The organism is Nonomuraea sp. NPDC000554 (genome assembly GCF_040300065.1).
Taxonomy (GTDB): domain Bacteria; phylum Actinomycetota; class Actinomycetes; order Streptosporangiales; family Streptosporangiaceae; genus Nonomuraea.
In genome coordinates, this window is the sequence record NZ_JBEPDC010000016.1 from 47,822 (window position 1) to 72,143 (window position 24,322).

Annotated in this window: 20 protein-coding genes; 11 read left to right on the plus strand and 9 right to left on the minus strand. The window is 71.9% G+C overall.

Features of this window, described 5'->3' with window-relative positions:
• Position 1 precedes the first annotated feature (1 nt).
• Positions 2–1,018: a LacI family DNA-binding transcriptional regulator gene (locus tag ABT294_RS28110; RefSeq protein WP_350809283.1), complete on the minus strand. Its 1,017-nt coding sequence runs from the start codon at positions 1,016–1,018 to the stop codon at positions 2–4.
• A gap of 136 nt (positions 1,019–1,154) precedes the next feature.
• On the opposite strand from ABT294_RS28110, the gene ABT294_RS28115 reads away from it, so the two are divergent.
• From ABT294_RS28115 to ABT294_RS28140, 6 genes are all read left to right on the plus strand, one after another.
• Positions 1,155–1,994 carry an ABC transporter permease gene (locus ABT294_RS28115; protein WP_350809284.1) on the plus strand — a complete coding sequence of 280 codons (840 nt, stop codon included), beginning with the start codon at positions 1,155–1,157 and terminating at the stop codon, positions 1,992–1,994.
• A 7-nt stretch (positions 1,995–2,001) separates the two neighbouring features.
• The gene (locus ABT294_RS28120) at positions 2,002–3,021 is read left to right on the plus strand and encodes an ABC transporter substrate-binding protein (RefSeq protein ID WP_350809285.1); all 1,020 of its coding nucleotides are present in this window, start codon (positions 2,002–2,004) and stop codon (positions 3,019–3,021) included.
• A 2-nt stretch (positions 3,022–3,023) separates the two neighbouring features.
• Positions 3,024–3,806, plus strand: coding sequence for an ABC transporter ATP-binding protein (locus tag ABT294_RS28125; protein WP_350809286.1), 783 nt, complete (start codon positions 3,024–3,026; stop codon positions 3,804–3,806).
• A 21-nt stretch (positions 3,807–3,827) separates the two neighbouring features.
• Positions 3,828–4,859 carry a calcium-binding protein gene (locus tag ABT294_RS28130; RefSeq protein WP_350809287.1) on the plus strand — a complete coding sequence of 344 codons (1,032 nt, stop codon included), beginning with the start codon at positions 3,828–3,830 and terminating at the stop codon, positions 4,857–4,859.
• A gap of 128 nt (positions 4,860–4,987) precedes the next feature.
• On the plus strand, positions 4,988–6,454 hold the full coding sequence (locus tag ABT294_RS28135) for a PQQ-dependent sugar dehydrogenase (RefSeq protein WP_350809288.1): 1,467 nt from the start codon (positions 4,988–4,990) through the stop codon (positions 6,452–6,454).
• On the plus strand, positions 6,451–7,386 hold the full coding sequence (locus tag ABT294_RS28140) for a LamG-like jellyroll fold domain-containing protein (protein ID WP_350809289.1): 936 nt from the start codon (positions 6,451–6,453) through the stop codon (positions 7,384–7,386). The genes ABT294_RS28135 and ABT294_RS28140 overlap by 4 nt, the downstream gene beginning before the upstream one ends.
• Positions 7,387–7,436: 50 nt before the next feature.
• Here the strand turns inward: ABT294_RS28140 and ABT294_RS28145 are convergent, their stop codons facing one another.
• The 8 genes from ABT294_RS28145 to ABT294_RS28180 form a co-directional block, all read right to left on the minus strand.
• Positions 7,437–7,877, minus strand: a complete 441-nt coding sequence (locus ABT294_RS28145; RefSeq protein WP_350809290.1) for a hypothetical protein — start codon at positions 7,875–7,877, stop codon at positions 7,437–7,439.
• Between the two features lie 89 nt (positions 7,878–7,966).
• The gene (locus ABT294_RS28150; protein WP_350809291.1) at positions 7,967–9,025 is read right to left on the minus strand and encodes a leucine-rich repeat domain-containing protein; all 1,059 of its coding nucleotides are present in this window, start codon (positions 9,023–9,025) and stop codon (positions 7,967–7,969) included.
• Positions 9,026–9,115: 90 nt separating this feature from the next.
• Positions 9,116–11,464, minus strand: a complete 2,349-nt coding sequence (gene cutA / locus ABT294_RS28155) for an aerobic carbon-monoxide dehydrogenase large subunit (RefSeq protein WP_350809292.1) — start codon at positions 11,462–11,464, stop codon at positions 9,116–9,118.
• The gene (locus ABT294_RS28160) at positions 11,461–12,060 is read right to left on the minus strand and encodes a (2Fe-2S)-binding protein (protein ID WP_350809293.1); all 600 of its coding nucleotides are present in this window, start codon (positions 12,058–12,060) and stop codon (positions 11,461–11,463) included. Before ABT294_RS28160 ends, cutA begins: the two co-directional genes overlap by 4 nt.
• A gap of 13 nt (positions 12,061–12,073) precedes the next feature.
• On the minus strand, positions 12,074–12,997 hold the full coding sequence (locus ABT294_RS28165) for an FAD binding domain-containing protein (protein ID WP_350809294.1): 924 nt from the start codon (positions 12,995–12,997) through the stop codon (positions 12,074–12,076).
• Positions 12,994–14,373, minus strand: a complete 1,380-nt coding sequence (locus tag ABT294_RS28170) for a uracil-xanthine permease family protein (RefSeq protein ID WP_350809295.1) — start codon at positions 14,371–14,373, stop codon at positions 12,994–12,996. The genes ABT294_RS28165 and ABT294_RS28170 overlap by 4 nt, the downstream gene beginning before the upstream one ends.
• Before the next feature lie 756 nt (positions 14,374–15,129).
• Positions 15,130–15,339: an RNA-binding S4 domain-containing protein gene (locus ABT294_RS28175; protein WP_350809296.1), complete on the minus strand. Its 210-nt coding sequence runs from the start codon at positions 15,337–15,339 to the stop codon at positions 15,130–15,132.
• 72 nt (positions 15,340–15,411) lie between these two features.
• Positions 15,412–17,112: a PucR family transcriptional regulator gene (locus ABT294_RS28180; protein ID WP_350809297.1), complete on the minus strand. Its 1,701-nt coding sequence runs from the start codon at positions 17,110–17,112 to the stop codon at positions 15,412–15,414.
• 130 nt (positions 17,113–17,242) lie between these two features.
• Here ABT294_RS28180 and ABT294_RS28185 point away from each other — a divergent pair, with 130 nt between their 5' ends.
• The 5 genes from ABT294_RS28185 (at position 17,243) to ABT294_RS28205 (ending at position 24,045) form a co-directional block, all read left to right on the plus strand.
• Positions 17,243–18,133: an oxamate carbamoyltransferase subunit AllH family protein gene (locus ABT294_RS28185; protein ID WP_350809298.1), complete on the plus strand. Its 891-nt coding sequence runs from the start codon at positions 17,243–17,245 to the stop codon at positions 18,131–18,133.
• 67 nt (positions 18,134–18,200) lie between these two features.
• Entirely contained in the window at positions 18,201–19,556 is a 1,356-nt protein-coding gene (locus ABT294_RS28190; RefSeq protein WP_350809299.1) for an AllF/FdrA family protein, read from the plus strand.
• Positions 19,553–20,956, plus strand: coding sequence for a YlbE family protein (locus ABT294_RS28195; protein WP_350809300.1), 1,404 nt, complete (start codon positions 19,553–19,555; stop codon positions 20,954–20,956). The genes ABT294_RS28190 and ABT294_RS28195 overlap by 4 nt, the downstream gene beginning before the upstream one ends.
• A gap of 148 nt (positions 20,957–21,104) precedes the next feature.
• The gene (locus ABT294_RS28200) at positions 21,105–23,174 is read left to right on the plus strand and encodes a serine/threonine protein kinase (protein WP_350809301.1); all 2,070 of its coding nucleotides are present in this window, start codon (positions 21,105–21,107) and stop codon (positions 23,172–23,174) included.
• Between the two features lie 55 nt (positions 23,175–23,229).
• Positions 23,230–24,045: an MOSC domain-containing protein gene (locus ABT294_RS28205; protein WP_350809302.1), complete on the plus strand. Its 816-nt coding sequence runs from the start codon at positions 23,230–23,232 to the stop codon at positions 24,043–24,045.
• The last annotated feature ends 277 nt before the right edge of the window (positions 24,046–24,322 follow it).

Genomic DNA, 24,322 nt, shown 5'->3' on the forward strand with positions numbered 1-24,322 from the left:
CTCAGGCGGTGCTCTGGCGGAGGATCACCGTGCCCGCCACGCGTTCGATGCGGCGGCGGGAGCGGGGGCCGTCGCGGAGGGCGAGGGCGATGACGCGCTCGCCCATCTGCTCCAGCGGCAGGGCGACCGTGGTGAGCGGCGGGGTGAGGTCGCGCACCACGGGGATGTCGTCGAAGCCCGCCAGCGAGACGTCCCCCGGAACCGACAGGCCGTGCTCGCGGAGGGCCGCCAGGGCGCCGACGGCCATGACGTCGGTGGTGGCGAACAGGCAGGTGGCCGTCAGGCCGCGCGCCAGGAGGGTGCGGGCCGCCTCGTAGCCGCCCTCCCGGGTGAACGCCCCCTCGACCACCTCGGCCGCTTCCAGCCCCGCGGCGGTCAGGGCGTCGCGGAAGCCGCCCACCCGGTCCACGACGGTGCTGAGCCGGGCCGGGCCGGAGAGGATCGCGAAGCGCCGGTGCCCGAGCGCCAGGAGGGCGCCGGCCAGGGCGGCGGCGCCCTCGCGGTTCTCCGGCAGGACGGTGTCGACGCGGAGGCTGCGGTGCCTGCTGACCACGGCGACCCGGCCGCCGGCGTTCAGGTAGGGACGCAGTTCGACGTCCATGGCGCGTTCCCAGCGCCGGTCCTCGAAGCCGGAGCCGATGAGGAGGATGGCGCGGGCCCGCTGCGCGCGGAGCATGGAGACGTAGGCGATCTCGCGCGCGCTGTCGCGGAAGGTGCTGGCCAGCATGACCAGCAGGTCGCGGTCGGCGGCGGCGCGCATGACGCCCCTGGCGATGCCGGAGAAGTACGGGTCGCTGACGTCGTGGCAGATCACGCCGACCGTCTCGTTGGACGCCCTGGCCAGCGCCTGGGCGTGCGCGTTGGGCGTGTAGGCGAGCCGCGAGGCGGCGGCCTCGACCCGGCCGCGCAGGTCCTCGCGCACTCGGGCCGTGCCGTTCAGGACGCGTGACGCGGTGGCGAGGGAGACCCCGGCGGCCGTGGCGACGTCCTGGAGAGTCACGTGAGTGCGTTCGGTCACCCGGCCTCCTGTAACAGGAAGTTAACGACCATTGACCGCTTGTCCGAGCGGGGCTACCGTACCACAGGAAAGCGCTTTCAGATAGCGCTTTCTCGCATCTGGCCTGATGGCACGCGATGGGGGGAGACCTTCGATCGTGGTACAGACCGTTGACGGAATCGTGCGGCGCGAGCGTCCAGGCTCGCGCGACCGCACGGTGGAACTACTCGAACGCTCCTGGCGGCCGTTCGCCTTACTCGCCGCCTGTTACGCCGTCTGGTGGGCGATCACCGAGTTCGGGATCGTGCCGCGGTATCTCGTCCCGTCGCCTGGAGCGACACTTCAGGTGATCGCCGAGAAGTCCGGCTACCTCGGGCATCACACGCTGGTGACGGCCTACGAGACGGTGCTCGGCTTCGCGATCGCCGTCGTCGTCGGCGTCGCGGCGGCCGTGCTGATGGTCGCCTCGGCGGAGGTGGAGAAGACCCTCTACCCGCTCCTGCTGTTCGCGCAGGTCATCCCCAAGATCGCGATCGCGCCGCTGTTCGTGGTGTGGCTCGGGTTCGGACTGACCCCCAGGATCGTGGTCGCGGTGCTGATCGCGTTCTTCCCCGTGGTCATCTCCATGGTCACCGGCCTGAAGTCGGTGGACCCCGAGATGCTCCAGCTCGCCTCGACCATGGGCGCCGGCCCGGCCAAGACGTTCGCCAAGATCCGGTTCCCCGCGTCGCTGCCGTTCCTGTTCTCCGGACTGAAGGTGGCCGTGACGCTCGCCGTCACCGGGGCCGTGGTCGGCGAGTTCGTCGGCGGCAACGAGGGACTCGGCTCCGTCATCCTGCAGGCCAACGGGAACATCGACACGCCGATGCTCTTCGCGGGACTGCTCGTCATGTCCCTCCTGGGCGTCGTGCTCTTCGTCGCCGTCGAGATCGCCGAGCGGCTGCTGCTCCCCTGGCACGCCAGCCGCCGCGGCGACGCCGTCACCGTCACGTTCTGAGGACCCCATGAAGACTCGCATGCTGATCGCCGGCGTGGTTCCCCTCCTCCTGCTCGCCACCGCGTGCGGCTCCGGCGACGGGGAGAAGACCACCAGCTCGTCGGGCAAGCAGCTCGACAAGGTCACCCTCACGCTCAACTGGTACCCGTACGGCGAGCACGCGCCGTTCTACTACGGCAAGAAGCAGGGCATCTTCGAGAAGCACGGCATCGACCTGACCATCCAGGCCGGGCAGGGCTCGCAGAAGACGGTCCAGGCGACCGGCGCCGGGCAGACCGACTTCGGCTGGGCCGACACGCCCGCGCTGCTCGGCGGCGTGAGCCAGGGCGTGCCGGTGAAGAGCCTGGGCGTCTTCCTGCAGACGACCCCGGCCTCGGTGCAGTTCTTCCAGGAGAAGAACATCACCAAGCCCGCCGACCTCAAGGGCAAGACGATCGCCTCCACCGCCGGTGACGCGCTGACCAAGACGTTCCCGGTCTTCCTCAAGGCGAACGGCATGTCCGAGACGGACGTCAAGATGCAGAACACCGACCCGGCGGGCAAGATCGCGGCGGTGATGTCCGGCCAGACGGACGCGCTGCTCGGCTACGCCTCCGACCAGGGGCCGACCATGCAGAACAAGGCCGGCAAGCCGGTGTCGTACCTGCGGTTCTCGCAGTTCGGCCTGAACTACTACAGCAACGGCCTGCTCACCTCGACGAGCTTCCTGCAGAGCAAGGCCGACCTGGCCAAGCGGATGGTCGCGGCCACCAGCGAGGCGTGGGCGGCGGCGGAGAAGGCGCAGCAGGCCGCGGTGGACGCCATGGCGGGCGCCTCGGAGCAGCTACCGCCCGCGCAGGTGCTGGCCGACCAGTTCAAGACGACCACCACGCTGCTGCACACGGACGCCACCCAGGGCCGGCCCCCGGGGGTGAACGCCGAGGCCGACTGGCAGAAGACGATCGACACCTTCGCCCAGGCCGGCCTGGTCTCCAACCCGCAGGCGCCGAACGCCTACTGGGACTCCAGCGTGGCGCCGAAGGAATGACCATGACCCAGCAGAAGCCGGCCGTCGAGATCGACAAGGTGGCGGTGCGGTTCCGGAGCAAGAAGCGCGACGTGCTCGCGCTGGAGAACGTGTCGATCGACGTCCGGCCCGGCGAGTTCATCTCGATCGTGGGCCCGTCGGGGTGCGGCAAGTCCACGCTGCTCAAGCTGGTGTCGGGGCTGATCAGGCCGTCCACGGGCGCGGTGCGGCTGCTCGGCGAGGCGGTCGGCGGGCCGCGGCCCGACATCGGCTACGTCTTCCAGCGCGCCGCCCTGCTGGAGTGGCGGACGGCGCGCAGGAACATCCTGCTCCAGGCGGAGATGCGCGGCATGCCGCAGCGGGAGGCCGCGGCGCGGGCGGCCGAGCTGATCGAGATGACCGGGCTGTCCGGGTTCGAGGACGCGATGCCGTACGAGCTGTCGGGCGGGATGCAGCAGCGGGTGGCGCTCTGCCGCGCGCTGCTGCACCGCCCGCCCGTCCTGCTGATGGACGAGCCGTTCGGCGCGCTCGACGCGCTGACCAGGGAGCAGATGAACGTCGAGCTGCACCGCATCTGGCGCGAGACGGGCACCACGGTGCTGCTGGTCACGCACTCCATCGCCGAGGCGGTCTACCTGGGCAACCAGGTCGTCGTCATGACCCCGCGGCCGGGGACGATCGCCGAGGTGATCGAGGTGGAGCTGCCCGCCTCGCGCGACTACGCGGCGACGATGTCGCAGCCCGCGTTCTCGTCCGCGACCGGCCACATCCGTGACCTGCTAGGAGCCGCTACGCACAGGGACTGACGCCCCGCAGAGAGGATCCCGATGCACGCGTTACGCCGTCTGACCTCCTCCACCCTCACGTTGACCACCCTGACCCTGGTCCTGGCCCTGACCGCGTCCGTCCCGGCCGCGCGGGCGCAGGCCGACCCGCCCGCGCAGGCCGACTGCGACGTGGGCCGGGGGGTGGTGGACGGCGTCAACGCCGGCGGCGACTGGGCGCCGGTGACGCCGTCGAAGTGGCAGTTCCCGGGCGACCAGGTGATCCTGGCCGAGGCCGGGGTGTCGCGGCCGGGGCCGCGACGTCCGTTCGAGTACGCGGTGCTGAAGAGCGGCCCGGCGTTCGGCTCGGTGCAGATCGACGCCGAGGTGCGTCTGGACACGCCGACGAGCATCAGCAACCGGGACGTGATCATCGTGTTCGGCTACCGGTCGGACACGGAGTTCTACTACGTCCACCTTTCTCAGGACAACACCATCTACCCGCACAACGGCATCTTCGTGGTGAACAACGCCGACCGGCTCCGGATCGACGACCAGTGGAACGGCCACGTCGGCGCGCCGCCCGCCGTGACGGACATGGAGTGGCACAAGGTGCGCGTCCGGCACTGCACCGGAACCGGCCGGATCTCCGTGTTCGTCAACGACTCCCCCACCCCGCTCATCACCGCCACGGACCGGACGTTCACCTCGGGCCGGGTCGGATTCGGCTCCTTCGACAACATCGGCCGGATGCGCGACATGAAGGTCACCGGCACCCCGATCTGCGGCGGCCTGCCCACTACGATCACCGGCACGCCCGGACGCGACCTGCTGACGGGCACGCCCAGCCCGGACGTCATCGCGGGCCTGGGCGGTGACGACGTGATCCGCGGTCTCGGCGGCGACGACGTGCTCTGCGGAGGCGACGGCAGGGACGTCATCCTCGGCGGCGACGGCGACGACACCCTGTACGGCGGCGCGGACGCGGACGTGCTCAAAGGCGGCCACGGCGACGACCGCCTCTACCGCGACTCCCCCCGGGACGTCCTGACCGGCGGCCCCGGCGACGACACCAAACTGACCGAGCAACCCTGACCCCGCGCCGCCCGGCACAGGCTGTCAGTCCCGTCGTCAAGCGTCACTTTTGTTACTTGACGATCGCGAGGACTGCTCCTACCGTCGCCGGTAAGCGCTTTCCGCTCAACCCCCCGGTGGTGAACAGGATGTCGAAGCGTTTACGTCTTCTCATCTCCGCGCTCATGGTCGCCGCACTGTCCGTGCCCCAGGCGACCGCGCTGGCGGACGTCCCGCCAGGCACCGCGCTCGACGACCCGATCCCCGAGAGGCCCACGGCGTCCGGGCTCTCGCTGACCCTCCGCGAGATCGCCGCCTTCCCCAAGAGCGAGCCGATCCCGGCGCCCACGGACCAGCGGCTGATGCGCTGGGCCCGGATCAACAACATCGGCGAGATCCCCGACGGCACCCGCCGCCAGTTCGTCAACGACCTCAACGGCAAGCTCTACCTGCTCAAGAACGGCCAGCCGGAGACGTACCTGGACGTCGCCGCGACGTTCGCGCCCGACTTCGTCTCCGGCAGGGGCCTCGGCGCCGGGTTCGGCTATGTCGCCTTCCATCCGCAGTTCGCCAAGAACGGCAAGTTCTACACCGTCCACACCGAGTGGGGGGCGGCGCTCACCTCGAAGACGCCCGACCTGACCCCGCAGACCGACACCAGGTTCCACGGCGTGATCACGGAGTGGACGGCCGCGAACCCCAAGGCCGACACCTTCAGCGGCACGCACCGGGAGGTGCTGAGGCTCGGCTTCAACGGCCAGGTCCACGGCGTCCAGCAGATCGACTTCAACCCGACCGCCCACCCGGGCGACCCCGACTACGGCCTGCTCTACGTCGCCTCGGGTGACGGCGGGCGCGGCTCGTCGACCTCCGAACCGCAGAACCTCGCCACCCCGCAGGGCAAGCTGCTGCGCATCGACCCGGCGGGCACGAACAGCGCCAACGGCAGGTACGGCGTCCCGTCCGGCAACCCGTTCGTCGGCAAGCCGGGCGCGATCGGCGAGATCTACGCGTACGGCATGCGCGACCCGCACCGCTTCAGCTGGGACCCGATGACCAGGGAGCTGTACCTCGGCCACATCGGCGAGCACGCCATCGAGGCCGTCTACGAGGTGCGGTCCGGCGACAACCTCGGGTGGAGCGAGCGCGAGGGCGCCTTCGAGTTCAGGAAGGACGACCGCTGCCACCTGTACACGCTGCCCGCGGACGACGCCCAGTTCGGCTACACCTACCCGGTGGCCGCCTACGACCACGACCCGCCTCCCGGCCACAGCTGCACGGCCGACAGCGGTCACGCGATCGCCGGCGGGTTCGTCTATCGCGGGCTGCGCCTGCCGCTGCTGTTCGGCAAGTACGTCTTCGGTGACATCGTGGACGGCCGCGTCTTCTTCACCCTGGCCGCCCAGATGAGGCAGGAGCGGCTGCCGCAGCGGGCCACGATCTACGAGCCGAAGCTGTTCGACAGCACCGGCAAGCAGGTGACCATGCGGGACCTCGCCGGAGACACCCGGGTGGACCTGCGCTTCAGCCGGGACGGCGCGGGCGAGCTGTACCTGCTGTCGAAGGCCAACGGCAAGATCTGGAAGATCACCGACGCCCGGATGGGTCCGCGATGAGGCTCCGGTACCTCTCGCCCGTCCTGGTGGCCGTCCTGGTCCTGGCGTCCAGCCCGGCACAGGCCAGGTCGCGGCCCGAGGTCCTGCCCACGCTCCAGCGCAACCTGGTCGCGTACTACGACTTCGAGCACCCCGCCGCCGACGACGCCGCGCGGGAGCGGGACCAGGGACGCTCGGGCACGGACATCACGCTCATCAACGGCGGCGCGGACATGCGCGTCCAGGACGGCGCCTACCGGGGCAGCACCCACTCGATCCAGCTCCAGCAGGTCAACCCGACCGTGGCGGGCAACGACGACTGGAAGGCGGGGGTGTACTCGGAGACGGGCGTGCCCACTCTGCACGCCTTCAACGGCGTCAGAGGCGCCACCGTCATGGGCTGGTTCAAGATGACCGGCCAGAACCCCAGTCCCAACTCCAACTCGGCCGACCCGAGCGACTTCTACGGCGCGATCGGGCTGGCCGGGGTGCTCACCGGCACCTCGCAGGGGCACGACGTCCGGGCGCTGCTCGAACTGATCACGGTGAACGGCGAGCTGCGCGTGGTCGCGCTCGGCAGGCGCGTGGACGGTTCCAGCTCCCAGACGTTCGCCGCCCGCGACCCGTGGCAGACCGTGCTGCCGCAGGACCGGTGGGTGTTCCTCGCCGCCTCGTTCGACTTCGACAACGCCACGATGCGGCTGTACAGGAACGGACGTCCGCTCGACGGCTTCTACACGCTCGCGGGCGACCCGTGGGGCGTCGAGGGCCCGCCGGAACCGGACGTCACCTCGCCGTCAGACCCCAGGGGCATCAAGATCGGTGGGAGCTATCCGCAGAACACCAGGGAGAACAATCCCTGCAACTGCCGGATGGACGGCCTGATGTTCCTGGACAGGGTGGTGTCGCCGGCGGAGGTCCACGCGCAGTACGAGCTGACGACCAGACGCTAGCCGCCGGCGCGGGTGTGGCTGGGACACCCCTGACCGTCCCAGCCCGCCTGTCAGCGGACCGTCTGCATCTTGTTGGTCCGGTGGTCCTTCAGATGCAGGTCGCCGCCCAGGCGCTCCTTCAGCAGCTCCAGCACCTTCCGGCTGGACAGGACGGTCCAGAGGTTGCCGACCAGGTGGGGGTTGTACTCGGGCGCGATGTCCATCCACGCGTCCTTGCCCGCCTGGGTCTTGAACGTGGTGACGAAGAACTCCCCGTCCGCGGTCCTGCAGTAGCCCGTACGGATGTCGGCGGCGTTGACCTGCATGCGTGGTTTGCAGCCCACCTTCGCGGAGAGCTGCTCGACGGAGAGCGGCGCCGCCTGCTGGGCGGCGTCGGCGACCTTCCCGCCGCTGGTGCCGCCGGTGTTCCCGCCGCTGGCGGTGCCGGGTGAGCAGGCCACGGCCAGGCCGAGCACCACCACAGAGCCGATCAGGCGTGGAAATGTCGTCATGTGCCGAGATACGCAGCCCCGCCGCCTCCGGTTCAGCCGGCGGGAAACTCTCGGCGGACCTCGCGTCGGGGACTCGCGTCGGGAAGGTGTCAGCGCAGCACGACGCAGCCCCGCTCGCGCAGGACGCGCAGGACGCGGGGGTCGCCGTCGAGCTTGTTCCAGCGCAGGTCGAGCTTCTCCAGGGCGGGCAGGTCGGCGAGGCTCTCCGGCAGCGTCCTGAGGCGGTTGTTGCGCAGGTCGAGGTGGGTGAGCCGGGCCAGGCCGCGAAGATCGGGCAGCGCGGCGAGATGGTTGTCGCGGACGTCGAGCTGCCCCAGCTCGCCCAGGTCCGCGACGGACGGCGGCAGCGCGGTCAGCCTGTTGCCGCGCAGGTGCAGCTCCCGGAGCCGGCCCAGCCGCCCGATCGAGCCGGGCAGGGCTTCCAGCCGGTTGCCGTACAGCCGCAGCTCCACCAGCGACGCCAGGCCGCCGATCGACTCCGGCAGCCGGGTGAGGCGGTTGTCGGTGAGGTTGAGATAGGCGAGCCGGTCCAGCCGTCCGAGCGCGGCGGGCACCTCGGTGAAACGGTTGTCGCTCAGGTACAGGTAGTCGGTCAGGTCCAGGTCGCCCAGCTCCGGCGGGATCGCGGTGAGCGCGTTGTGCCCGAGGTCGAGCATGCGCAGCCGGGTCAGCCCGCCGATGGCGGCAGGCACCTCGGTCAGCTCGTTCTCGGCGAGGTTGAGCGATTCCAGCCGGTCCAGCTTCCACAGCGAGCCGGGCACCTCGCTCAGCCGGTTGCCGCCGGCGGCCAGGTGGCGCAGGTTCCCGCCGAGCCCGTCGGGGAGGGCTTCCAGGGCGTTGCCGTACAGGAAGAGCACCTCCACCGACGGCGGGCAGCCGGGGAAGGCCGTGAGGCGGTTGCCGTCCAGGTGCAGGGCGCGCAGCGAGGTGAGCCCGGCGAGGCTGGGCACGGACTCCAGCCGGTTGCCGTCGAGCCGCAGTTCGGCGAGGGACGTCAGGCCGCCCAGCCAGGCGGGCAGCTCGGCGAGCCGGTTCCAGGCGAGGTCGATCAGCCGGACGCCGTCGAGCTCGGCGGGCGAGCCGGGCAGCTCGGCCAGCCCCGCACCGGGGGCGCGCAGCTCGCCATCGCGGAGAAAGCGGTTCACCATGGCAGAGATCATGCCACGTCAGCGCTTTCCACCCGATTCGTGACCACGTTTCCAGGACCTTCCCGGGGCATGTCCGTCGCGCGGCTCTGGTCAGCCTCTGAGCTCCCACAGCTCGGACGGTGAGATCGGCATCCGGTTGATCTCGATGCCCTCGGCGTCCTCGATGGCGGCGGCGATCACCGCCGAGACCGGGATGACCCCCGCCTCGCCCGCCCCCTTGACGCCGAGCGGGTTCAGCGGCGACGGCGTCTCCAGGTGGGCCGTCTCGATCTTCGGGATCTCGGTGGCGTACGGCATCAGGAAGTCCATGAACGACGCGTTGACCAGCTGGCCGTGCTCGTCGTACACCATCCGCTCGTAGAGCGCGCCGCCGATGCCCTGGGCGACCCCGCCGTGGATCTGCCCCTCGACGATCATCGGGTTGATCAGCCTGCCGCAGTCGTGCACGACCGCGTACCGCACCACCCTGATCTCGGCGGTCAGCGGGTCGGTCTCCACGATCGCCGCGTGCATGCCCGCCGCGAACGTGGACCTGATCGGCGAGTAGTAGTCGCGCCCCTCCAGGCCGGGCTCCTCGCCTTCGGCGACGGGCGGCCTGTCGGGCGCGGCGGGCGCGGCGAACTGGGTGGCCCTGGCCGTCTCCTCGTCGAACGCGTAACGCAGCGGGTTGGCCAGCACCGCGACCGTGGACAGCGGGATCGACGCGGTGGGCGCGCCGACCACGTGCACCAGCCCGTCGGCGATGTCCAGGTCGGACGGGTCGGCCTCGAGCGCGTCGGCGGCGATGCGCAGCGCCTTCTCCCGGACCTTCCTGCACGCCAGCGCGATCGCGTTGCCGCTGACCACGGCCGCCCTGGACGCGAACGTCCCCACCGCGTACCCGAACCTGCGGGTGTCGCCGGTGACCACCGACACCCGCTCGATGGGCACGCCCAGCTCGGTGGCGGCGATCTGGGCGAACACGGTCTCGTGCCCCTGACCCTGCGAGGTCAGCCCGGTCGAGACGTGCACCCGGCCGTCGGAGGTGATCTGCACGTGCCCGCCCTCGTACGGGCCGACGCCGGTGCCCTCGACGTAGCAGCCGAGGCCGATGCCCCGGTTCGCGCCCGGCTGGAAGTCGTCCCAGCCGATGAGGTCCTTCAGCAGGCGGAGCATCCGCGGATAATCGCCGCTGTCGTAGATGAGCGGACGTCCGTCCTGGAAGATCATCCCCTGGTCGTAGGGGAACTCGTCCGGCCTGATGAAGTTGGTCTCGCGGACGTCGGCCCGGTCCTTGCCCAGGTACTGGGCGATCTTGTCCATGGTCCGCTCCATGCAGAACACGCCCTGCGGCCTCCCGGCCCCGCGATACGGCGTGACCTGCACGGTGTTGGTGTAGACGGCGGTGAACTCGACCCGGTAGGCCCCGATCTTGTACGGGCCCAGCAGCTGGGTGGAGGTGACGATCGGGACGATGATCCCGTAGGGCGTGTAGGCGCCGTGGTCGTGCAGGATCGTCACGTCCAGCCCGAGGACCCGTCCGTCGTCGTCGAACCCGACCCGGACGTGCTGCACCTGCCCCCGCTCGTGCGCCGACGAGATGAAGTGCTCGCGCCGGTCCTCGGTCCACTTGACCTCGCGGCCGAGCACCATCGCCGCCCACGGCACCAGCACCTCCTCCGGCCACGGGTGCACGATCTTCACGCCGAACCCGCCGCCGACGTCCGGCGCGATCACCTCGACGTGCGGCAGCGGCAGGTCGAGCGCCGCCGCGACGGCCATCCTGACGCTGGTGGAGGTCTGGGTGCTGGAGTGGACGCGCAGGTCGGTGCCGTCCCAGCGGGCGTGCACGCCGCGTCCTTCGAGGGGCATGCTGGCGCTGCGCTCGATGTCGAGCCGGAACGCCAGCGTGTGCGGCGCGGCCTCGATCGCCTCGCGCGCGCCCAGCCCGGCGGCCGACGGCACCTCCTGCACCAGGTGCGCGCCCACGTTGCCCGGCACGTCCTCGTGGACGAGGGTGGCGCCGTGCGCCGCCTCCTCCAGGCCGACGACCGGCTTGAGCGGCTCGTAGTCGACCTCGATCAGCGCGCAGGCGTCCTCGGCCAGGTATCTGTCGCCGGCGACGACCATGACGACGGGCTCGCCGACGTGCCTGACCACGTCCTTCGCCAGGGGGTGGGCGGTGCGGCCGTGGGTGAGCGCGGGGTGCGGGATCAGCAACGGCAGCGGGCGGCCCACCCGCTCGGGCAGGTCCTCCCAGGTGTAGATGGCGACCAGCCCCTCGACGTCGAGCGCGGCCGACACGTCGATGTCGCGGATGCGGGCGTGCGCGTGCGGCGACCGGACGAACGCCGCCACCAGCGCGTCGCGGCCCAGGTCGTCGACGTAGCGGCCCCGCCCGGTGAGCAGCCTGGGGTCCTCCTTGCGCTGGACGGGTTCGCCGAACAACCTGGTCGTCATCGCCGCTCACCCTGCCCTGCCGAGGCCTCCTCCGCGAGGAGCTCGGCCGCCCGGTGCACCGCCTTGACGATGTTCTGGTAGCCGGTGCACCGGCACAGGTTGCCCGAGATGCCCTCCAGGACGTCCTCGTCGGTCGGCGCGGGGTTCTGCCTGAGCAGGGCCGTCACCGTGCACAGGAAGCCGGGGGTGCAGAAGCCGCACTGCAGGCCGTGGCACTCGGCGAAGGCGCGCTGCACTGCGCTCATGGCCTCCACTCCGTGGAGGCGGCTCGGTCGCTGAGATCCGTCGCCTTCCCTCGTCGCTCCGGTCGCTGCGCTCCCTGCGCTCCTCAGTCCAGGCGACGGCGCTCCCTCGCGGGCCAGGCCCTCGACGGTGGTGATCTCGCACCCGTCCACGCTGACGGCGAACGTCAGGCAGGACCGCACCGGCTCGCCGTCCAGCAGCACCGTGCAGCACCCGCATACGCCGTGCTCGCACCCGACGTGGGTGCCGGTCAGGCCGAGGTCCTGGCGGAGGCAGTCGGACAGCAGCCGCCGCCCGGGCACCCGCACCCGCCGCGCCGTGCCGTTCACCACCAGCGTGATCTCGCGCTCCACCGCCCGCTCCCTCTCACCGTCCGGTCATGGCGTCGGCCACCGCCTCTTTCAGCGCCCGCTCGGCGAGCACGCCGACCAGGTGCAGGCGGTACGCGGCGCTCGCGTGAATGTCGCCTTCCGGCTCCGTCCGGTCCTGGACGGCCCGCGCCACCTCCGCCCAGGCGACGCCCGAGGACGGCCTGTTGCCGCACAGCTCCCTCACGTCCACGACGAGCGGCACCGGGCCCACACCGATGCAGGCGACGCGGGCCTCCGCGAGGTGGAAGTCCTCGTCCAGGGTGACCACCGCGCACACCCCGGCCAGCGCGTAGTCGCCGTGCCGCCTGGCCACCTCGCAGAACGCGGTCCCCGACCGCTCGGGCAGCGCCGGGAAGAACGCCGACACGGCCAGCTCGCCGGGCTGGACGGCCGACTCCATCGGGCCGACGAAGAACTCGGCCGCGCCCACGTCCCGGACGGCGACCCCGCCCTCACCTGCGGCCGCGTTCGGGACCTCGCCGCCGCCCGCGGTCGGCGTCGCGCGGTCCGCGCGGGCCAGCCGTACGGAACCGCCCAGCACGGCCAGCACGGCGGGAAGCTCGGCTGCCGGGTCGGCGTGGGCCAGGCTGCCGACCACCGTGCCGCGGTTGCGGATCACCGGATGGGCGACCAGCCGGAGCGCCCGGGTGAGCAGCGGATGCGCGCGGGCGCGCTCGACCTGCGTGTCCCTGGCCAGCGCGCCCACCGTGACGCCGAGCGGGCCGGCCTCCACCGTGGCCAGCGACGCGACACGGTTGATGTCGACCAGGTGCTCCGGCGCGGCCAGCCGCATGTTCAGCATGGGGATCAGGCTCTGCCCGCCCGCGAGCACCTTGCCGCGCGCCCCCACCCTGGCCAGGACGTCCAGGGCCTCGCCCAGCTCGCGAGGGGCGTGGTGCTCGAACGGCGGCGGCTTCACCCGGCGTCGCCCCCGGTTCCGGCGGGCGGAGGCGCCGCCGCCGCGGGGGCCGGCCCCGCGATGGCGCGCAGCAGGTGGTAGCCGCCCACCACCACGATGGTGCCGAGCGCGATCCCCTCGAGCCTGAAGTCGCCGCTGATCAAGAGCTTCACCGGTCCGATCGCCAGGATGATGCCCGCGCCGATCGGAACCATGTTCACCGGGTCGGTGAAGTCCACCCGGTTCTCGATCCAGATCTTCGCGCCGAGAAGACCGATCATGCCGTACAGGATGACGGTGACGCCGCCCAGCACGCCGGACGGCGTGGCGGACACCAGCGCCCCGAACTTCGGGCAGAGCCCGAACAGGATCGCGATCACGCCCGCGATGTAGTACGCGGCGGTCGAGTACACCTTGGTGGCGGCCATGACGCCGATGTTCTCGGCGTAGGTGGTGGTGGGCGAGCCGCCGACCGCGCTGGCGACCACGGTGCCGACGCCGTCGGCGGCGATCGCGCGCCCGACGTACGGGTCGACGTCCGTGCCGGTCATCTCGCCGACGGCCTTGACGTGGCCGATGTTCTCCGCGATCAGCGCGATCACGGCGGGCAGGACGAGCAGCGCCGCCGACATCCTGAAGTCCGGCAGGTGGAAGTCGGGCAGCCCGACCCAGGGGGCGTCGCCGACCTTGGACAGGTCCACGCGCGGATGCGCCGGGAGCTTGAGCGTCCCGTCCGAATAGGCCGGGACCGGCCCGAAGACGCGGTCGGCCAGCCACGACAGCGCGAACCCCGCGACCAGCCCGATCAGGATGCCGATGCGCCCGACGAACCCCTTGAACGCCACCACGAGCACGAACGTCACCAGCATCGTGACCAGCGCCATCCACTGGTCCTGCGGCCAGTAGACGTCGGCCACCACGTACGCGAGCCCGAACCCGATCAGCATGACCACCGCGCCGGTGACCACGGGCGGGAAGATCCGGTGGATGATCTGGACGCCCAGGACGTGCACGGCCAGCCCCGCCAGGAACAGCACGAACCCGGCGACCAGGATCGCGCCGGTGACGATGGCGTCCGCGCCGGCGGTGTCGCCGCCGAACACCGCCCTGATCGCGAGCACGCCGCCCACGAACGACGCGCTGGTGCCCAGGTAGCTCGGCACCTTGCCGCGGACGATCAGCAGGAACAGGATCGTCGCGACACCCGACATCATGATCGCGACGTTCGGGTCGAGCCCCATCACCAGCGGGAAGACGAAGGTCGCGCCGAACATCGCCACCACGTGCTGGGCGCCGAAGCCCACCATGCGCGGCCACGTCAGCCGCTCGTCCGGCCTGACGACCTCTCCGGGGGCCAGGTGCTTGCCGTCGCCGTGTTTGGTCCACCCCAAAACCATGAAAGCCCCTCTTTCCGGGCCACCGGTTCGAGCACCGCCCCGCAGGCGCCCCTTGCACGGTGCTGTCGTTCGAGCTTCGTCGTCGTTTGCGCTTCGTCGTCGGGCTGGTGTCGTCGGGCTTGGTGTTCGTCAGAGTGTCGGTCCGGGTCGTTGCGGGCACATCAGGTCGGTCGGCGTGCCACTACACCGGCATGATCTGCCAAATCTCCCTCCCTGACCAGACCTCCCCTCTCGCACATTTCCCATATCCCCCAATGATCTCCCCACCCCGCACCACGACCGGCGTGGAGTGCCGTCCCTTGAGAAGAGCGCGACACCAACGCGGGCCCGTGTCAACGCGTGCCGACCGGCACGGGTTGCGGTCTTCCAGGGGCTTGTACGGCTGGCGGGGGAGGACACTTCCCGCCGACGTCACTTCCGCCCTTCGGTTCAACGCCATTCGGCCGCACGGGCAGAGACCGTAACGTCGCCTGATTGCCCCCGTCAGCGCACACGGTTACCCGAATCGGCGGGACGATCGGGTGGCCGTTCGAGTGCGGAGCTGGGATTGGAGCGCCGTCACGGCGGCCGGCCACGTGCCGGTCAGCGGCCGTCTTCCTGGAGGCCCCCGACCACGGACGGCGGGTGGCGGCCGGCCCATGCGTGCCGTAACAGAACAAGCCCCACCACCTCAGACGCCAACCCCCGGATGGGGGCGGTGAAGTAGCGAACGGCCTCCAGGACCTGGCCGGCCCGCAGGAGATTTCGTAAGGCTCGTTACGCCACGTGGATCGAGAACCCTTCGCCCGTGACCACCTGACCGGCGCGGATCTTGGCGGTTTTGCGTAGTTCCACCTCGCCGTCCACCGACACCAGCCCCTCGGCGATCAGGTGCTTGGCCATGCCGCCCGTCTCCGTGACGCCGCAGTACTTCAGCAGGTCACACAGCGGGATGTAGTCGGAGCGCAGTTCGAAGTCCAGGTCCACGGCTCCCAAGCCTAGATGCCGCGCATCAGCGGCAGGTGCGCCGATCTGGTTCAGCGGATCCGAACCGGCGCCCTAGATGCCGCGCATCCGCAGCACGTGCAGGGCCAGGGTGAGGTTGAGCCGCAGGTGCGGGTCTTCGGTGAAGCTGCCGAGCAGCCGTTCCAGCTTCCCGATGCGGTAGCGGAGGGTGTTGTAGTGGAAGTGCAGTCGCCTGGCCGTCTCCGCCACGTTCAGGTTGGTCTCCAGGAGCACCTGCAGGGTGCGGCGCAGGTCGGCGTTCTCGGCGTCGTCGTCGGAGGCCAGCGGTCCGAGCGTCTCCCTGACGAAGGCGTGCAGCTCGTCGGTGTCGTTCACCAGCGACAGCAGCCGGTAGACGCCGAGCTGGTCGAAGTGGGCGACCGCGCCGGGGCCGTGGAGCTGGCGTCCGACCCTGGCCGCCTTCAGCGCCTGCGAGTACGCCTCCGGCAGCGTGTCGGCGCCGGGCGACGGGCGGGACGTCCCGGTAGAGAACGTGGCCGGCGGGATGTCGGCGAAGGCGGAGGCGGCGTCCTTGGCGACTCGGGCGGCGTCCACGGTGGCGTCGAGCACGGCCACCACCTCGTGGGAGAACCCCGCCACCGCGCCGCGCGGGTCGTGGCGGCGCATCGCGGCGGTCCAGCACGACACCAGCCGGTCCTGGGCGCTGCGCTCGTCGCCGTCGGGGTCCAGCTCGGCGACCAGGACGGTGACCGGCCGTTGCAGGTCCCAGCCGAACGCCCTGGCCCGTGCGGTGACCCGCTCGGCGGTGCCCGCCCTGCCGGTGAGGACGTCACGCAGGAAGTCGGCGCGGTACTTGCTCTCGACCGCGTTGACCGCCTCCTGCGTGGTGACGACGAGGGCGGCGACCGTGGCGGCACGTTCGAGGATGCCGACGTCGCTGTCGCGGATGGCGCCGGCCGGGCTGTAGGCGACGATGCGGCCGTGGTGGTGGCCCTGCGCGACGACGGGCACCGAGACGAACTCGCGCCCGCGACCCGCCGCACCGGAGACGGCCTCGCGGCCCCCCACTGAGGAGGCGGGCTCGTGGCCCGCCGAGGTGGGGGTGGACCTGGTGGCGGGCGGCTGGGTGAGCGGGCGGGCCGGTGTGATCGGCGGGCCCGCGAGGGCGACCGACTCACGCAGGGCGGCCACGTGGTCGGGCGGCCCGGCCGCGGCGAGCACCCGTCCGCCGCCGTCGACCGCGGCCACCGCCACGTCGAGCAGGCCCGCCACCTCGGCCGTCACCTCGTTCAGCCCGCCGCCCGCCAGCACGACCTGCACCAGCGCCCGGTGCGCCTCCTCCGCGCGGGCCAGCGCGGCGGCCTGCCGGTTGAGGATGTCGGTGAGCACCTGGTTGAGGATGTCGTCGAAGCCGACGTCGTTCGGCAGCAGGATCAGCGGGAAGCCGAGCCTGTCGGCCTGTTCGACCATCTCGGGCGGCAGCTCGTCCACGTAGCGGCCGAGTTTGATCCCCAGGGCGGCCAGGCCGCGCTCGTCCAGGTCGGCGACCAGGCGGCCGAGCGACTGCGGCGTGTTCCGCAGCGGGTAGCCGGTGGTGAGCAGCAGTTCGTGCGGCTTCACCCAGGGCAGGATGTCCGGCACCTCCATCACGTTGAGGCGCTGCACGATGCGGCCGAGCCCCCTCTCCCCCGCGATCAGCCGGGCGTCCGCCAGGGTCGAGACGCCGAGCACCTCGCCGACGGATACGCCGTGAATGATCGTGCCGGTGCTGGCGAGTCGGACGGGGGGCTCCATGGGGTGATTGTGACCCCAGAAACGGTCTGTCAGGAAGAGCCAACCTTCCCGCTGACTGTTGGCAAATTTCTCCGTACGGAGGGTTGCGGGGCCGTTCTACGGTCAGGTCCAGGGTCGGTAGGGAGGTTCCGTGACCGTCGGTACTCACGTGAGGCGGGCGCGCACGCATGTCACGGGTGCGGCCAGCGCCGCGACGCGGCCCGTCCTGGAGTCGCCGCGCCGTCCCGCCAGGGTGCTCGCCACCTTCCCGGCGGGGGTGTATCTCGAGGTCAGGACGGATCTCGAACCGTCAGTGCTCGCGGTCATCACCGGTGAGGCGACGCGCCTGCCGAACTCGGTCCTGCTGTCGACCGGCCTTCCGCGGGTCACGGTGGGTGACGACGCCTCGGTGGGCGACGGGACGGTCGAGCTGGGGCCCCTGAGCCTGCGCGCCCGACGCTGGTGGGACCCCGCGCCGCCGTTGGGCGAGGCCGCCCCCACGCGGCTGGCGGCGTCCCTCGACCAGCTGGAGAGGCCTCCCGAGAGCGGCTGCCAGCGGGACGGGGCCGCCTGGCGGGCTCCCGGGTTGGCGGGCAACAGCGTGGTCGAGGCGCTGGCGGAGAGCTGCGCGAAGGGGTGGTTGCTGGGGGCGGTGAGCGCGGCGGAGCAGCTTGTCGGGCTGGGGCCCGGGCTGACGCCGAGCGGCGACGACGTCCTCGCCGGGCTGCTGGTGACGTTGCGGCAGCTCGGGACGGCGGCAGGCGCGGGCCGGGCGGTCTGGCTGGCCGACTGGCTGGCGGCCGCCGTCACCTACGACGCCCGCGCCCGCACCACCGCGATCTCGGCGACGCTCCTGCACTGCGCCGCCCGGGGCGAGGCCAGCCCGGAGGTGATCGCCGTGCTGCGCGGGCTCATCGGCAGCCAGACGCTGGAACCGGCGCTGCGCCGCCTGCACCGTCTGGGCCACACCTCGGGCGCGGACCTGGCCCAGGGCATCGCGATCGGCCTGTCAGCGGTCCTCGCCCTCGGCGGGCCCCGATGAGCCGGGCCGGGCGCCGCGCACGACAGGTCAGGACGACGCAGGCCGAGCGGCCTGCACGGAGGTCGTGGTGAGCGGGCCTGGTGGCGTTCCGTCCGACGTCGTGTCGCTCAGGCGGGGCGTCTACCACGACTCGGTCACGCTGATGCGCGTCAGCAGGCAGCTTTCCGGCCTGCCCGGCGTGGACGTGGCGATCGTCGCCATGGCCACGGAGCTCAACCTCGCCCTCGCCCGCGACCTCGGCTTCGCCCTTCCCGAGGCCGAGCCGGGCGACCTTCTCGTGGCCCTGCGCGGCCACGACGCCGGGACGGCGATGGCCGAGCTCGACGACCACCTGACGCGGCTGTCGAGGTCCACCGGCGAGGCGGCCGACCAGCCGCCGCTCACCACCCGCTCGGCCGCCAGGCGTCCGGCGGACCTGGTGCTGGTGTCGGTCCCCGGCGAGCACGCCTTCTGCGAGGCGATGGACGCCATCCAGGCCGGTCTGCCCGTGATGATCTTCAGCGACGGTGTCCCCGTGGCCCAGGAGGTGCTGCTCAAGACGCTGGCCGACGAGCGGGACGTGCTGGTCATGGGCCCCGACTGCGGCACCGCGATGATCGCGGGCGCCGGGCTGGGCTTCGCGAACGTGCTGCGTCCGGGGCCGGTGGGCGTGGTGGCGGCTTCCGGGACGGGCGCGCAGCAGGTGACGTCCCTGCTGGACCTCGCGGGGACCGGGGTCAGTCACGTGCTCGGCGTCGGCGGCAGGGACCTGTCGGCCGAGGTCGGCGGCCGGTCCACGGTCCGCGCCCTGCGGATGCTGGACGACGACCCGGCGACCGCGCTGATCGTGCTCGTCTCCAAGCCGCCCGCGCCCGAGGTGGCGCGGCACGTCCGGGAGGTGGTGGAGACGCTGCGCACGCCGGTCGTGTCCGCGTTCGTCGGCGAGAAGGACCTGACGGAGGCGGCGGAGGAGGCGTTGCGGACGCTCGGCAGGTCGGTCCCGGCGTGGCCGGCGTGGCCGGGCTGGTCGGGCAAGAAGGCGGGGGGCCGGCTGAGGGGCGTCTACTCGGGCGGGACGCTGTGCTCGGAGGCGGCGCTGATCGCCGGACGCGGCGAGTTCGTCGACTACGGCGACGACGCCTACACCAGGGGCCGGGCGCATCCGATGATCGACCCGACGCTGCGGCTCGAAGCTCTCGCCGCCACGGAGCCCGGCGACGTGGTGCTCATGGACGTCGTGCTCGGCCACGGCGCCGATCCCGATCCGGCGGCGTCGCTGGCCCACGCGATCAGCCGCGCCCCCGCCACGGTGGTCGTCGCGCTGATCGGCACCGAGGGCGACCCCCAGGACCTGCACCGGCAGGCCGCCGCGTTCCGCGAGGCGGGCGCGACGGTCTTCACGTCCAACGCCGAAGCGGCCCGCCACGCGAGGAGTCTGCTATGACAGCGCCGCGACGGCTGCTCGCGTCCGCACCCCGCGTGGTCACGGTCGGTGCGGGGCTGCTCCAGGAGGCGCTCGAGGCGCAGGCCGTGGAGACCGTTCCGGTGGCCTGGAGGCCGCCACTGCCCGGCACGGGTGAGGCGCTGGCGGCGGTGCTCGCCGACCCGCGGCGGGAGCAGGCGAACGCGATGGCCGTCAGCAGGCTCACGTCCGCGCTGCCGCAGCTGGTGGGGGTGCGGCGCGCGTCGGACGTCCTGGACCTGCCCGAGCGGACGTTCCTGCACGCGGGCCCGCCCATCGCTTGGGAGCGCGCGTCGGGCCCGCTGCGCGGCGCGCTCGTCGGCGCGATGCTGCTGGAGGGCTACGCGGACGACGAGCAGGACGCCGAGGCACGCCTCGCCTCCGGACGGGTGCGCCTGGAGCCGTGTCACCACCACGCGACCGTCGGCCCGATGGCGGGCGTGGTGAGCCCGTCGATGTGGATGTTCGAGGTGCGCGACGCCGAACACGGTGGCACCGCGTACTGCTCGCTCAACGAGGGCCTGGGCAAGGTGCTGCGCTACGGCGCCTACGGCCCGGAGGTGATCGACCGGCTGCGGTGGATGGACCGGGTGCTCGGCCCGGCGTTGTCGGCGGCGCTCGCGCTGACCGGGCCGATCGACCTGCGCGCGCTGATCGCGCAGGCCCTGCAGATGGGCGACGAGCTGCACAACCGCAACCGGGCGGCTACCTCGCTGCTGCTGCGCGAGCTGGCCCCCGCGGTGGTCGACGCCGCGCCGGGCAGCGCCTCGGAGGTGCTGCGCTTCGTCAACGGCAACGACCACTTCTTCCTCAACGCCGGGATGGCCGCGGGCAAGGTCAGCACCGACGCCGCCAGGGACGTGCCCGGCTCGTCGCTGGTCGTGGCCATGGCCCGCAACGGCACGGACTTCGGCGTTCAGGTGTCGGGGCTGGGCGGGCGGTGGTTCACCGGCCCTGCGGGCGTCCCCGACGGGCTCTACCTGGGCGCGTACGGGCCAGAGGACGCGAATCCGGACATCGGCGACTCGACGATCACCGAGACGTCCGGGCTGGGCGGGTTCGCGATGGCGGCGGCTCCGGCCATCGTCCGGTTCGTGGGCGGGGAGGTGTCCGACGCGGTGGCGGCGACGCGGTCGATGTACGAGATCACGCTGGCCGAGCATCCCGCCTATCAGATTCCCGGGCTCGGCTTCCGCGGCACGCCGGTCGGGATCGACGTCACGCTGGTGGCCAGGACGGGGTTGCTGCCCGTGGTCAACACCGGAATCGCCGGGCGGGTCGCGGGGACCGGGCAGGTGGGCGCGGGCCTGGTGAACCCGCCCGCCGAGGCGTTCACGAGCGCCTTGCTCGCGCTCGCCGATTCGGCCGCGCAGAACCTTTGAATATGCGCGTTTCAGCAGGTCAAGATGATTGTCAAGGTATGGTCAGCTTCCCTTCCTGAATGACCTGCCATATCGTGTCGAACCTCATAATCTGGATGGATCGCGCGGCGGCGCGTGTGACCGGCGAGGCTGAGGATGGGGACGGGACATGGCCGACCGCTTGCTCCACGGCCCAGGCGCCGAGGGCGGCGCTCCGCAGAGCCAGGGGAGACTGATCGGCAGGCGCTATCGGCTGATGTCGCCGGTCGGCAGGGGCGGCATGGGGATGGTGTGGCACGCCCACGACGTGCTGCTCGCCCGTGACGTCGCGGTCAAGGAGCTGATCCTGCCCTTCGGGCTGGACCACGCGGGCAAGCAGGTCGCCTACCGGCGGATGCTGCGGGAGGCCAGGTCGGCCGCGCGGCTGACGCACCCGGGCATCGTGACCGTCCACGACGTCGTCGAGGAGGACGGCCGGCCGTGGATCGTCATGGAACTGGTCCAGGCCTGGTCGCTGGAGCAGGCGGTGCGGCAGAGCGGGCCGCTGCCGGTGGTCCAGGCGGCGGAGATCGGCATCAGGGTGCTGGAGGCGCTGAAGCACGCGCACGCGGCCGGCATCCTGCATCGTGACGTCAAACCGGGCAACGTGCTGCTCACGGCCGACCGGGTGGTGCTCACCGACTTCGGCATCGCCGCCATCGAGGGCGACGTGACGATCACGCAGACCGGGCTGCTCATGGGGTCGCCGGCGTACGTCCCGCCGGAGCGGCTGTCGGGCCAGTCGATCACGCAGGCGGCGGACCTGTGGTCGTTCGGGGCCACGCTGTACGCGGCGGTGGAGGGACGTCCGCCCTACGAGGGGCCCGACGCGATCGCCGTCCTCGGCGCGGTGCTGACACAGGAGCCGATCACGCCGCAGCGGGCGGGCGCGCTCCTGCCGGTGATCGAGGGGCTGCTGCGCAAGGACCCCGTCGAGCGGCTGACCTCGGAGCAGGCCGCGGAGCTGCTGGAGCGGGTGCTGCTCGCACACGGCTCGGTACGGCCGCGCGGGACGGAGACGCCGTCGTCGCTCCCGACGCGGACCGATTCGACACCGGCCACCCTGCTGCCGCCGCTCGACCAGCCGTCGGGGCCGATGCCGTCACGGATCGTGGAGACGCCTTCTGGGCCGGTGCGGGTGCCGTACGACCCGATGGCCGGCTATGCGGCGTACGACAGCGTCCAGGACGGGACCGGCGGCGGCCAGTCGCCCCGGGCGGCCGGGTTCGACGCCTTCGGCAGCGGCTCCGGGCCCCAGCAACCCCCCTTCGGCGCCCCCACGGGACCGCAGACCGCCTCCTTCGGCACCTCCCCGCATCCGGAGAGCTCGCCGTTCGGCAGCCCGTCGGCGCCGCGTCCCGTGCTGGACGCGCTGTCCGTCCCGCATCCCGCGGACACCGCGCCGCCCGAGCCGAAGCCGATCCTGCCGCTGGGCGGTGACAGCCGAGCCACCCCGTGGCCGTTGGCGTCCCCGGACGACCTGCGTGACCACTCGCGCGAGCTGTCACGCGACCTCGACCACCGGCGCGCCTCCGGCAGGTCCGGCCAGGCAGGGCGCGTCACCAAGGGCAGGCGCAGCCCGGACACGGGCGGCTGGCTGCGCGACGGCCGGCCGACGGTCCGCCTGGTCGTCACCGGGATCGCGGCGGCCGGTGCGGTGACGGCGGTGGTCCTGTTCGCCACCTCCGGCGGCTCCCACGCGCCGAAGCCGGGCGCGTCCACCTCCCCCACGGCCGCCGCGGCCGCGCAACCGGAGGCGTCGCCCCCGCCGCAGGGCTACAAGGAGCACACGCCCGCCGGGCTGTCGGTGGCCGTCCCGGCGAACTGGAAGGCGGCGACCTCGGGCGGCAGGACCACCTTCACCGGCCCCAAGGACTCCGGCATGAAGATCACGGTCGAGCAGGCGCCCCCGCAGCCGGACGGCGGCCTGTCGGAGCTGGGCCGTGAGGAGGCGGCCGGCCGCGTGGACGGCTACATCCAGGTGCAGCTCCAGCCGGCCCACTACCGCACCTGGAAGGCCGCCGACTGGGAGTACACCTACACGCTCGCCAACGGCGTCCCGATGCACGCTTTGACCAGGCATGTCACGATCGACGACAGCACCGCCTTCAAGATCACTTTTGACATGCCGGAACTCAAGTGGGACGACCAGGCGCAGACTCGCAGAGTCTTCTTCGACACCTTCCACCGGCCCGGCTGACCGTCCTGCGAACGCGCCCGATTCGCCGGGGTGACCGTGCGGTACGTTCGGCGGCATGAAGCTGGCGAGCATCCATTTCTACCCGGTGAAGTCCACCAGCGGTCATGATGTCGACGAGGCCGAGGTGCAGCCATGGGGGCTGGCCGGCGACCGCCGGTACGTCGTCACCGACGAGCACGGCGAGATGCTCACGGCGCGCAAGGTGCCCAGGATGCTGGCCTGCCTGCCACACCTCGACGGCGACACCCTGACGCTCACCGGCCCGCACGCCGCGCCCCTGCGCGTCGTGCCCACCGCCGAACGCAGGACGGTCGCCATCTGGAGCACCCCGGTGGATCTGGCCGACTGCGGCGACGACGCGGCCGAGTGGCTGGGCGCGCTGCTCGGACGTCCCGCGAGGCTCGCCTGGCTGGACGACCCGACGAGCCGTCCGGTCAACCCGGAGTACGGCCTGCCGGACGACCGGGTCAGCCTGGCCGACTCCTACCCGTTGCTGCTGACGTCCACGGCGTCGCTGGCCCAGCTCAACGACTGGATCGCGGAGACGGCCGCCGAGCGGGGCGAGGAGCTCCCCGCGCCGCTCCCCATGCGCAGGTTCCGGCCGAACGTGGTGGTGGACGGCGCCGAGACCGCCTTCGCGGAGGACGACTGGAAGCGCGTGCGCATCGGCGAGGCGGAGTTCCGGGTCACCAAGCGCTGCGACCGGTGCGTCCTGACCACGGTCGACCCGGTGACGCACACCAGGGGCAAGGAGCCCCTCCGCACCCTGGCCAGGCACCGCAGATGGGACGGCAAGGTCTGGTTCGGCATCAACCTCATCCCCGACGGCCCCAGCCGCATCGCGATCGGCGACGAGATCACCACCCTCTGACCCCGCCCCCCACCGCCTCCCCGCACTCACCATCCCTCTCTGGAACCACCGCCCGCGCTCCGCGGGAACCACCGTCGGCCCTCTCGGAGTCGTGCCCCCTCGCCCACCGCAAGCCGGCCGCGAGGCGGTTGAGTTGGGGCGGATGGCCTGGGGTGGCTCTCGCAGTGAGCGACCACCCGAAGACGGCCCCGGGGCGAGTGGCGGTCTGGGGGTTGTTTCGTGGAGGTGGAGGGGTTTGCTGTCGCGTTTGGGCAGCTCTTGGGGACTATGCGAGACT